The organism is Occultella aeris (assembly GCF_902703175.1).
In the GTDB taxonomy this organism is placed as follows: domain Bacteria; phylum Actinomycetota; class Actinomycetes; order Actinomycetales; family Beutenbergiaceae; genus Occultella; species Occultella aeris.
The window spans coordinates 1-11,685 of sequence record NZ_CACRYJ010000033.1; the positions used below are offsets into that span (position 1 = coordinate 1).

Sequence of the window (11,685 nt, forward strand, 5' to 3'; positions counted from 1 at the left end):
TACGGACCTTCGACAAGTCGTATCTTCCCAGGTCAGAAGGGCATTCTCACGCCCCCACGCCACCGACAACACCTAGCCCATCGGTGGATCGAGGCTTAGTGTTCGCCTCTGATCTCTTCCGGGGACCGCGCCAACGACCACTCGTCGCGTTACGGCCCAGGCCCGCGCCAACGGCTCAGAGGGCCCAGTCAGCCCGGTGGCCGGGCCCGTGGCAACTCTCACCTACCTTACTTATAGGTTCGGCCCGTTGACGTTCGACGGTGGTAGTTGGGGCGGGTCGTAAGGTCTATCCGTTGGGTCCTCGGGCCGTCGTAGCTTCCCTCGCGCCTCGCCTAGGCGCTCGGGGAACTTGGGAGCGTCGGGCCGGGTGTGGCGTTCGAGCCAGCGCGAGTCCGCCTGCCGCAGTTGCGATCTGTACGTGTCAGCTTCGAGTAGCGCTCGGATCTCGTTTGGTGGGATGGAGTTCAGGGCTGCCGCACGAATCGTCGCGCTGAGGCTGTCACCGGTGGCCCGCTCCGCGATCTCGAAGACGACGGAGACGTGGTGTCCGGCGGCGTACAGCGCTGCCGCGGTGAGGCCGACGAGAGGGTCGACGTCGTCGGGGTGCGCGATGCGGGTGGCTTGCACCAGTGCCTCGACTCGCTCGGGGCGGCTGTAGGACTCTCGGAGGAGGCTGTCTCGCACGACTGCGCTGCGGGCGATGTGCGCGAGCCGGGAGGCGCTGAGGTCTCTGGCTCCTTCGCGGCCGGCCATCCCGTCGATCGTCCGAAGCGCCACGTCGCGACGTAGCGATGGGCTCATGGAGTCGAGACGCTTCCGGTCGCCGCTCATGATTCTGGTCGCGTGGACGCCTTGGCCGGGCCCGTTCAACGGAGCGTAGCGCTCGACGAGCTCATCGAGATTTGCGGCCGGTGCTGGTTGCCCGGTAGCGATGGCCCATACCGGAGGCGGTGGCGTGTCCTGCCAGATGGCCTGGCCCGGCCCTCCAACGCGGTAGCGGTCCTGCTGGAGGTCGACGGTGATGGCTGTGTTGGCAATCCATGGCAGACGGTTGATGAGCGCGGCGGTGAGCGCTTTCGCGGTTGCTGAGGCTTCCTGGCCATAGGCGAGCAGGATGACTCCGTCGGAGTCCTGGCGCAGTGCTGGCTCGATGACAGCCCGCGCCGCCCTCGGGGCGAGTCCGGGTGTGACAGCGGGGGGCAGGACCCCCACTCGCCGCAACTCACCCGCCTCTGAGACGATGAAGTAGCCGATGCATCCTGGGGTGGGCTGGTAGCCGGCGTAGTAGGGCAGTGCGGCAACGACGTCACCCGCACCAAGCCTCTGGCGCGGCGGAACGGCTGGCACACTCATGCCGGTGGATCGTCGGGCGAACTGTAGGGGTCGATGTAGACCTCCCCCGGTCCGAAGTCGACGAAGGTGCCTGGCGGCACCGCGTCGCCGGGGTCGGCGGCGGCGACGAGTCGTTGCACAGCGTCCTCGAATTCGCTTGCCTGTTCGGGTTCTGACATGAGCGGGTCTCCTCGGCGTGTGTGTGTGTTCCAGGCTAGAACTCGGGTCCGCCGACGTCCGGCATGGGCGGCGGGATTGTGGATAGGTCGGGATGTTCCGGTCGTTGCCGCGCCCTTCGTGTGGGCTCGGTCTGGCGGGTCCACTCTTCGTCTGCGCTGCGGAGCCCTTCCGGGACCGTCCTTGCGAGGATCTCGCTGACTCGGTCTGGGGGTACGCCGGCACGGATGGCCGCAGTGATTAGGCCCGCGAGGCGCTCGTCGCCGGCGTGTTCGAGGACGGCGTCAGCTTGTGCCTGCCGACCGGACAGGTACAGGGCCGCTCCCGCCGCGCTTCCCAGTACGGGCCGATGGGGAACGGGAGCACCCCGGTACACCTGGACCAACGCCTCGGTTCTGGCCGAACTCGGGTAGGCGTGAACGATGATCGAGCCTCGGACGTCTCTGTCCTGGACCAAGTGTGCGACCTGCGCAGCATCGAACGGCTTGGGTGCACGGGCTGCGATGCGGTCAAGACTACGGCGGGCGATGTCGATACGCAGGGACGGGCTGAGACGGTCGAGTCGGACCGCTTGATCACCTGCCAGCGGGTCGATGGTCGGCTGATCCAGTGGGGCGTAGCGGGCGCGCATCTCCTCACGGGTGGCTGCCGCAGGGGGCCGGCCCAGCACGGCAAGATCGGCCGGCGGCTCGGGCATGGGACGCCATCTCGCCCGGGGGTGGTCGAGCAGCACGTACTGACCTTCGTTGATGTGCATCTCGTGGTGAGACAGGCCGGGATTCACCTGCGCGGACATGGCACCGAATGCGCGTGCCCTCGTGGCTCCCTGCGGCCCGTACCCGACAACGAGTAGTTGATCTGCTCCGGAGGTCGTTGCGGCCCGTTCTATGGCCATGGCGACGTCGGCGGGGTCGTTGTCTTCCCAATCGATCGCGGCGGTGAATGTGATGAGTCGATCATCGATCATGCCCAGGACCGCCACGTGCTTGGAGTCCAGTTGGTAGCCAACGAGGCTGGGGATCATCGCCAGGATGTCGCCCGCAGTCGAGATGTGCACAGTGGGTCTGGGTTCACTCATCGTCGTCGACCTTCCGTCGGCATGCGAAGACCAAGGGGTTAGGTGTGGGCGCCCGACGTTCGGGTCCCTCGGTTGTGATGTTTGTGAGCCGGGCCGCTCCAGTGCCAGGAGGTCAGCACCCGGCCGAACGCGTTGCGAACAAGAACGGCATCAGCCGAGGCCCGGCCCTTCGCTGGGGGTCGGCGGGTCAGCCTGCTGCATGACTTGCGGCGGGTTCTCGCGGCTGTGCCCGACGGGGCTCAACGCGTCCGGGCTGTCGACAGCTCGTCTGGCGACGATGAGTTCGGGCTCGACGTCGGAGGCGGGGTCGATGAAGGGTGCGGCCGGGTCTGCGATGGCGCTGACCATGCTGTCGAGTTCCTCTCGGGCCGCCGCCAAGTCCTGCAGAACCTGTTTGATTGGTACTGGATCCTGACGCACATAGTCGGTAGCCGGCTCGAGTTCTCCCAGGAGCGCCTGTGCCTCGTCCGCAAGATCTGAGATTCGTGTGAGGATGTCGACGCGATCCTCCACCGTCTCCCTCTCCACGAAGGCGGCCCGAGCCCTTCGTTGAAGTTCGGCAAGACGGTGGTCGCCAACTTCGGGATCACGCAGCGCGAGTCGATACGCACGCTCTGCCACGCCCAGGCGCCACACATCTCGACCGTCGCTCTCCCACTCGAGGCCGTCGTACTCGACCGGGTCACCGGGCACCGAGATCCTTCGCAGCCCGTAGTCGATGATGGGGATCGTGCGCCGATCATCCTCGTCTGCAGTCACGATGAACCCTCCGGCTCCGACCCTTCCCGCCCGGCGAAGTTTGGCGCGCCGGTTCCCTCTCCTGGCGCGAAGGCCGTGGCCCGGTCGGCAGTTGCTCCTGGCCCCGTCGCGGCAGGTCTGGCAGCTGGTGGCGATGCGGACCCAGCACTCGCGCGGGCGACCTCTCGCACGCGACGTAGGTCAGCGCCGCTGACTTCGAGGAGCAACTGGATGCGCTGTGCCGATTCGCCGAGCGATGCCAGCGTGGCCACGGCCGACCTCATTCGGGCGGCCGCCGCCCGGTAGGAGTCCTGCGCCTGGAAGAACTCCGCGCCCGCAGCCTCGACCTGCTCGTCCCGCCGGGCCCGTTCAGCATCCAGTTCCAAGCGGCGCTGGCGAGCGCGCTCACGCGCTGCCACCTTCGATCTGTTCGCTGCCATCTCCAACCCCTTCCTCTTGCCCCCGGAACCGCTCCTCACCCAGCACGCGACCCGACCGCACCGACCTTCACACCTGATAGGGCGCCGCCTCGATCCAGGCACACGTCCCCGTGCCCTCAACCGGCGACCGTCATCAGACCCCGAGGCGCACACACCTCTTGCACTACAGTGCTAGTCAACCTGGGTTGACATTGAGTGGCCCCGTCGCCCGAGCGCATATCGAGGCCGGGCGAGGCCCGAGGTTGAGCGCGTGGAGCCCTCGATGATGACGATCCACCCGCTCCATGCTGGGAACGGTTACGAGTACCTGCTCCGTCAGGTGGCGACCGGCGATGAGATGCGCCCGAAGGGTGAGTCGATGACCGACTACTACCTGACTCACGGGAACCCGCCCGGACGGTGGGTGGGCAAGGGTGCCGACGTCCTGCGGATCAAGGGCCAAGTCAAGTCGGAACAGATGCGCAACCTGTTCGGCACCGGGACGCACCCGAACGACGAGAACGTGCGGTTGGGTCGCCGCTTCATGCAGTTCCGCCGGGACCGCGCCGATGCGTATCACGCCGCGCTGGACGCAGCTTTCAAGGCCTTCGCAGTGGTGAACGATCGGGGCCCACAGGCCGGAGCGGAACGTGATCGCATCCGTTGGCAGGTTGCCACGGAGATGGTCCGGCAAGACCATGATGTGGAGGAGCCGAGCGAGGCCGAGGTGGCCCGGTTTCTAGCCCAGCGCGCTGGTGTGAACCGGGATGCGGTCGCCGGCTATGACCTGGTGTTCACGCCGGTGAAGTCGGTCTCTGTGCTGTGGGCTCTGGCTGATGCGGAGACCCGCCGGGAGATCACCGAAGCGCATACTGCGGCGTGGCGTCGAACGGTGGCGTGGATCGAGTCCGAGGGCGCCCTCACGCGCGCCGGAGCGGGCGGGTTGCGACAGATCAACACCCACGGTCTGACGGCGGCCGCGTTTGATCATTTCGACTCCCGGTCGGGCGATCCGAACCTGCACACCCACGTGGCCGTGTCCACGAAGGTGCGCAGTTCGGACGGGAAGTGGCGCAGCCTGGATGGGCGGGTGCTGTTCTCCCTGGCGGTGTCCGCTTCGGAGCGTTACAACACTCTGATCGAACAGGAACTGGTGAGCCGCCTCGGGGTGCGGTTCGAGCCGACGAGCCGCCCGGGTGGGCGGGTACCGGTCCGCGAGATCGCTGGCGTTGGTGATGACCTGTGCCGGGTCTTCTCCCAGCGGCGTCAAGCCATCAATGACTCCTACGCGGAGTTGGTCGCGCAGTACCGGGCGGCACACGGGCACGAGCCACCCCGGGCAGCCCAATACAAGATGGCCCAGCAGGCCACCCTGGACACCCGGATGCAGAAAGAGACCGGCATCCCACTGGCCGAACGGGTGCAGCAATGGCGCGCCCGGGCAACCCGCGCCCTGGGCTCGGAAGTGGCTGTACGTGACCGGGTCGCGGCAGCGCTGGCACCCGAAGCTCCGTCGACGCCTCGCTCACCGGAGACCGTGGAGCAGATCGCAACATCGGTGCTGGAAGCGATGGGCTACCGGCGTGCCACATGGACCCGCTTTCACGTTCATGCTGAGGCCTTGCGGCACGCCCGTGGAAGCGTCCTGACCGAGCACGAGCGAGACGCCGACCAACTCGCCGCCGAGGTCGTCGACCAGGTGCTCGCAGCATCGGTGCCGCTGACCATTCCCAACACCGACGAGCACCGGCCACCCGAACTGTCTAGGGCCGATGGCGAGTCCATCTACACCGTGCACGGAGCAGAGAAGTACACCTCGATGGGCGTCCTAAACGCCGAGGAGCAGCTGCTGCGCGCTGCCGCGGCACCCGGCGGATTCGTCGTCCCCGGCGAGGTGTTCCAGAGCGCCGTCGCGGACGCCCAGATCGACAACCAGGTCCGCCTCGATGCCTCCCAAATCGAGCTCGCCCGCCGGTTCGCCTGCGGCCCCAACCGCATCGAAGTCGGGATCGGACCGGCCGGCACCGGCAAGACAACAGCAATGCGCGCATTCGCGGCAGCCGTCACAGCCGCGGGCGGTCGCGTGCTAGGCCTAGCGCCCTCGGCGGTGGCCGCCGGGATCCTCGCCGACGAACTCGGCACCCACGCCGAGACCATGCACAAGCTGATCGACGTCTATGCCCGTGGCAATGTCCCCGCCGAGTTGCTGCTCGATGAGGACACCGTCATCGTGATCGACGAGGCGGGGATGGCCGGAACGCTCGAGATTCAGGCGGTGCTCGAGTTGGCCACCCGGGCCGGCGCTGCGGTGCGGCTCCTGGGTGACCCGTCCCAGCTGGATGCCGTCGGCGCGGGCGGTGCACTGCGGATGATCGCCAACACCATAGGGGCCGCCGAACTGCGCGATGTGTACCGGTTCCGCATCCCGGGCGAAGACGAGGCCGGGCTGCTGGTCCGCGACGGTCGCGCGGCCGGCCTCGACTTCTACATCGACAACGCCCGCGTGCACACCGGGTCCCGGGAGTCCGCACTGGAGGAGATCTATGCAGCCTGGGTCCAGGATCACGCCGCGGGGCGCAACGCGATCATGATCGCGGCGAACAACGACGACGTCGCCTCCCTCAACACCCGCTGCCGCCTGCACCGCAGCATCGAAGGCCTAGTCGAGCCGCAAGGAATCGACTTGGCCGACGGGACCATCGCCGGTGTCGGTGATGTCATCGTCACCCGCCGCAACGACCGCAGACTGCGCCACGGCCACACCGACTACGTCAAGAACGGCGACATGTGGATCGTCACCGCCCGCCACGGCGACGGTTCCCTGGTCGTCCGACACCGCGTCCACAAGACCACCACCCGCCTTCCGGCCTGGTACGTGCGTGAGCACGTGCAACTGGGGTACGCCTCCACGATCCACCGCGCCCAGGGCATGACCGTCGACGTCGCCCGCGTCCTCGTCGACGCGGGCCTGACCCGCGAGCATCTCTATACCGCGATCACCCGCGGGCGCCACGGCAACGATCTCTACGTCGTCACCGAGGAACTGCTCGACGCCTCGCTGCACCACCAGGCCCGCCCGGACGTGGCAGCCCGGGCGGTGCTGGAAGGAGTCCTCACCCGGACCACGGTGGGCGAGGGTGCCCTGGCGACACTGCACGAGGAAGCCGAGCAGGCCGGGTCGCTGGCGCGTCTGGTCCCAGCGTATGAGGACGCCTACGCTCACCTGCTCGACCCCGAGGCGATCGAACGCACCGCCGATGCCGTCGGTGCCACGCTCGGACCGGATCTGGCCCACCCCATCCTTGAGGACGAGTCCTGGCCCAACCTCGCCGCCCTGCTGGTGCGCCACCAACGCAACGGGGCCGACCTTGACTGGCTCCTGCGCAGGCACGCCGAGGACCTGCACGACGCCCGCTCACCGGCCACTCTGCTGTACTGGCGGATCGGCGAACCAGTCGCCGCCCGTGCCGACCATGAGACGAGTCTGCCCTCGTGGGTCACCCCACCGCCGCAGCACCCCTCGAGGGAGGACCCAACCGCGGCTACGACGGACGCCGACCCGCCCAAGCCCGACCGGTGGCATGAGATCGTCGACCTCAACGTGGCGGCGTTCGAGTGGTGGCAGCGCCAAGCCCGCGATGCGCCGTGGGCGGCGCGCTACCTCCAGGACCGAGCGTTCAGCCCCGCACCGGAACATGGGGTCGCACCCGCGGGCTGGACCGGGCTGGTCAACTACCTCCGTGGCGAGGGGGTCAGCGACGCGGCCATGCTCGTCGCCGGGCTCGCGTCCAGAACCCGCACCGGTCGCCTCATCGACAGGTTCCGGGACCGGGTGATCATCCCCGTGCGCGACGGCGACGACGCGATCATCGCGTTCACCGCGCGCGCGAACCCCGCGACTTCCACCGGCCACACTCCGAAGTGGCTCAACCCGCCCACAACACCGGCCTACCGCAAGGCCGAAGTACTCCTCGGCCTGGATGCAGACGCCAAGGCTCGGCTCCGCGCCGGCGCCCGGCCGGTGTTCGTTGAGGGCGCATTCGACCTCGAAGCCGTCCGACGCGTCGGCGACCCCATGCTCGTGCCGCTCGCCGGTTGCGGCACCGCCCTCACCCGTGAGCACCTGCGGCAGGTCCGTGATCTGTGCCCGGACACCATGGCACCGATCTTCGCCTTCGACGCCGACCGAGCTGGACACCGGGCCACCGGCAGGGTCTGGTCGATGCTCACCGATGACGAAGCTGCCCTGGCCAGCAGCGCAATCCTGCCGGGAGGCGCTGACCCCGGCTCCCTCCTGGAGGACGGCCACCTGGACAACCTGCGGTGCGGGCTCCTGGCTGCACAGCCCACCACCGAGGAACTCCTCGACCGTCTGGTGGAAGCCTCGCCGCACCAGTTCCCCGAACAGCGCCTCGCAGTTGTGCGCTCAGCGGCCACGATCATCGCCCGCCTCCGCGACGAGCAGGCGTTCATGCAAGCCGGCGAGCACCTCGCTCGGCGCCTGAGCACCCCCGACGGGCCGTGGGGCGAACACACGCTCGCGCGCGAGACTGTCTGGGTCGAACTGCAGCAAGTCCGTGCCCACCACCGCGCCAGCAGTCCCGTGCCACCGGCTCGCACCGACAACCCGGCGATCGCGGCCTGGCTGCGGCACGAGACCGAGCAGATCGCCCAACGTCTGGACGCCCTTGTCGATCGGGTCGCCCACCACCCCCCGTCCTGGGCCGCCGACCTTCCATCGCCGCCCGCGCTTGAGGACACGCTGCGCATCAGGTGGGACGGTGCCATACGGGCGATCGTGGCCTACCGCGACCGCTACGAGATCGACGGACCCCAGCCGCTCGGCACATCGGTAGCCCACGGTGTGCAGGCAAAGGCACGCGCCGAGGCCGCGGCGGCCCTACACGCCCTCGGCGTGGACTCACGCCACAAGCCCGACCCCGAACGCGCCCGCCAGTTGGTTCGCGAAGAGCAACTCGCCCGCCGCGAACAGATGCTGCAAGCACTCGACGACCTACGCGGCGACCGAACCGGCCCAGCATGCACCGACAACACCCACGAGACCCTCCTGCAGCACTTGAATGAGAAGGCATCCACTGGCCCCATCGACGGCCCCAGTCTCGCATGATCGAACAACGACGAAGGACCTTCCCGACCTCGTGAAGGAAGCCGAAGAGCCATTCTGGGGGACTCTGTAGGTGGCCGTGGGAACCAAACCGGTCCGCTCTTGCACGCCCCGATCCAAATTGGCAGAGTTCATCCGCTTTCACGGTCGTCGTGGGTCCAGACCCGACGAGTCCGACCAGCGTAGGGCTGCATCAGGCAGGTGGAAAGATGGTGCCATGCGGGACGGAATCGATTGGGGCGAAGTTGGCGCGGGCGGACGCTTCGAGAAGGTGGCTACTCGCGTCGTTGCTATCGACGTCGGCTCGGTGAGGACGAACTTCGCCTGGGCCGGCCTGGACCTGCCAGAACGTCGGCCGGTGGGCGCGGGTGGCCGCTACCCGGAGGGGGCGGCCCTCGCCGTCCTCGAGGCATTGGTCGGCGGCGTACCGGTGGCGCTCGGGTTCGAGGCCCCATTGATGGTGCCGGTCAGCCCGGTTGGCCCCGTCGACGGGTGGATCACGCTCGGTCAGGCTCGCCAGGGTGAGACCGCCGACGGTCGCTCGAGGCCTTGGTCGGCCGGTGCGGGCAGCGGCGCCCTGGCCACCGGGCTCGTACAAATGGCGTGGATGCTCGAGCGCATCGGCTCCGCGTTCCCCGGACTGCCGTGCACGACCCGGCCGGAGGCTTGGTTGGCAGGTGCGGCAACTCTGCTCGTGTGGGAGGCGTTCGTGTCTGGGACCGGCAAGCCGGTTCCGTCTGGGATCACCCAGCATGCGGCCGACGCCGCCGCAGCCGCAGATACGTTCGCGGACCGTTTGGAAGAAGCGACGCTGAGCACCTCCGATGTCGTGTGCACGCCGGCGTCATCGTTCAACCTGGCCGCCGCAGCGGCGGCGTACGCCGGCCTGGGCATAGCCGCCGACGAGCGGCGCGGCCACGTGCAGGTCTATCGCACGCGGCCAGCCGCCATGTAGGTCGCTCTCGGCGGTTGTGGCTGGTCGTGGATCTCGGCCTCGAACAGGACGATCCACTGCGCGGGTCCGCACCCTCGCGCCAAGACACGCCGCTCCAGCTCCGTGGCGGCCAAGAGGGTCACTTTGCGGATTCCGTCGAGGATCTCGGTCGAGATTCTGCTCACCACCGGGCTGATGACACCCTTGGGCAAGTCGTGCACGAACAGCGACAAACCAATCGCCCCGGCAGGCGACGCGCCGTCAGGGCACGTGGGCACTCTGCTCGAGTGCCCAACATCTGTCTAAGGAACCGGCGAGATCAGGTGAAGGCGACCGGGCCGGCGGCGACGGTCACGACGACGTCGTGGCCCAGGAACGGGTCGACGTCGACGTGGAGGCCGAGATCAGTGATCCGGCCGTCCTTTGGGTGCCAATCGCGGTCGGCGCGGGTGCGGCCGAGGAGCGGGTCAAGGGCGTCGATCGTCGGTTTCCAGAGGTTGAGCCAATTGCGTTGCGGGCCGACGACGAAGGCGATCTGCAGCTGCACGCCGCCGAAGGGGATCTCGGCCGCGCTGGCCACCCCGGCGCGGATCTGCTCTTTGTAGGCATTGGTCTGGGACGCGGCGGTGGTCCGCACGGTGTAGGTCGCATCCGGGGCCGGCGCCTCGTGCACGGATGCGACGAGCACGCGGGAGGTATCCGCGTGCCGTTTGGTGCACCACACCGAGGCCAGGTGCTCGCTGCGGAGGTGGGTGGCGAGCGGGAAGGCGTAGTTGTCCAGGTCGGCCATGTCGATCAGGGCGCGCCCGGTTGGGAGGCCGACGTCAAGTCGGAGCGCCCAGGGGCCGCTGACCATGGCGGGTGCCACGAGCTCGGCGGTGTCCTCAAGGTACTCGCGCAACCGGATCTGGTCGGGGTCGGAGGCCTTGTTCCAGCTGGCTAGCCGCGGCGCCTTCCGGAGGATGAGCCCCTCGCCTTCCGGCCTCGCGTACCACCGGGCGCCAGTCACTGCCGGTGCACCGCGCCGGTCTGGTCGACCCACCATACGTCGATCTGCGCAGCGGCGAGCGAACCCGACGTCTCGGCGTACAGGTCGCGGTAGCGAGAGAACTGTGGCAGCGCGATCACGCTGTGCCAGGCCGGCTCCTTGCTCCGCAGCCGCATCGCGGCCAGCACCGCCTCGGAATACCAGTGGCCGGCCTGCGTGCCCGGGCTGGTGCGCTTAACCTCGCCGGCCCGGGCCGGGTCAGCGTAGCTGCGGCTGGGGAACCCCTTGACCTCGACGCCGACCGTCTGACCATCAAGGGCGGCGATCACGTCTATGCCGTGCTCCTTGGTCGCGGTGTTAGCCACCGACAGGATCCGCCATCCCTCGGCGGCCAGCGCGGTCACCAGCGATGCTTGGATGTTGGCCTCAGTGTGCCACTCCCCCAACAGGCCCGTGGGCTCCTCGAGGTCCTCTGGACGGGCCGCAGCAGGCGATGTGGCCGAGCGCCGCACCGTCGGCAGTGGAGTGCGCGGCTCGACGTTGCCGGCGACTTCGTACCCCAGCGTCGCCAGGTGGCGGCGGGCGGTGTTGGACATGAACTCCGATCGCGGGATCCCGGTCGCGGCCTCGAACGCCTGGATGACTGGGAACCAGATTCCGTTGACCATCACGGCGTGCTTGCGGATCGGATCGGGCGCGACATCAACCAGGCGGCTCTCGACGTCCTGGCGGGCCAACTCGTAGCGGTGACCGTTCAGGGTGAACCGGATCGACGCGCGGCCCTGACTCTCCATAGGTTTCTCCTATGTCAAGCCGCTGCCGGTTGGCAAGTCGGCGGGGCTTGGGTGTGGTCGTTCTGGTGGTCGGTGTTGAGTTGGTTGTAGACGACGCGGG

General features: G+C 68.3%; 8 protein-coding genes. 2 read left to right on the forward strand and 6 right to left on the reverse strand.

The features are described from left to right. Positions 1-231: 231 nt before the first annotated feature. The 4 genes from HALOF300_RS11800 to HALOF300_RS11815 form a co-directional block, all read right to left on the reverse strand. On the reverse strand, positions 232-1,353 hold the full coding sequence (locus tag HALOF300_RS11800) for a hypothetical protein (RefSeq protein WP_156741140.1): 1,122 nt from the start codon (positions 1,351-1,353) through the stop codon (positions 232-234). Beyond that, the gene (locus HALOF300_RS11805; protein ID WP_156741141.1) at positions 1,350-1,511 is read right to left on the reverse strand and encodes a hypothetical protein; all 162 of its coding nucleotides are present in this window, start codon (positions 1,509-1,511) and stop codon (positions 1,350-1,352) included. Before HALOF300_RS11805 ends, HALOF300_RS11800 begins: the two co-directional genes overlap by 4 nt. A gap of 35 nt (positions 1,512-1,546) precedes the next feature. After that, entirely contained in the window at positions 1,547-2,587 is a 1,041-nt protein-coding gene (locus HALOF300_RS11810) for a hypothetical protein (RefSeq protein WP_156741142.1), read from the reverse strand. A gap of 150 nt (positions 2,588-2,737) precedes the next feature. Next, entirely contained in the window at positions 2,738-3,346 is a 609-nt protein-coding gene (locus tag HALOF300_RS11815) for a hypothetical protein (protein WP_156741143.1), read from the reverse strand. A 681-nt stretch (positions 3,347-4,027) separates the two neighbouring features. On the opposite strand from HALOF300_RS11815, the gene mobF reads away from it, so the two are divergent. Both mobF and HALOF300_RS11825 read left to right on the forward strand, forming a co-directional pair. After that, positions 4,028-8,872, forward strand: coding sequence for a MobF family relaxase (gene mobF, locus HALOF300_RS11820; RefSeq protein WP_156741144.1), 4,845 nt, complete (start codon positions 4,028-4,030; stop codon positions 8,870-8,872). A 268-nt stretch (positions 8,873-9,140) separates the two neighbouring features. Then, the gene (locus HALOF300_RS11825) at positions 9,141-9,824 is read left to right on the forward strand and encodes a hypothetical protein (RefSeq protein ID WP_156741145.1); all 684 of its coding nucleotides are present in this window, start codon (positions 9,141-9,143) and stop codon (positions 9,822-9,824) included. 298 nt (positions 9,825-10,122) lie between these two features. Here HALOF300_RS11825 and HALOF300_RS11830 read toward each other — a convergent pair whose 3' ends face one another. Together HALOF300_RS11830 and HALOF300_RS11835 are read right to left on the reverse strand one after the other, a co-directional pair. Next, on the reverse strand, positions 10,123-10,593 hold the full coding sequence (locus tag HALOF300_RS11830; protein WP_197522500.1) for a hypothetical protein: 471 nt from the start codon (positions 10,591-10,593) through the stop codon (positions 10,123-10,125). 215 nt (positions 10,594-10,808) lie between these two features. After that, entirely contained in the window at positions 10,809-11,585 is a 777-nt protein-coding gene (locus tag HALOF300_RS11835) for a hypothetical protein (protein WP_156741147.1), read from the reverse strand. Positions 11,586-11,685 lie beyond the last annotated feature (100 nt).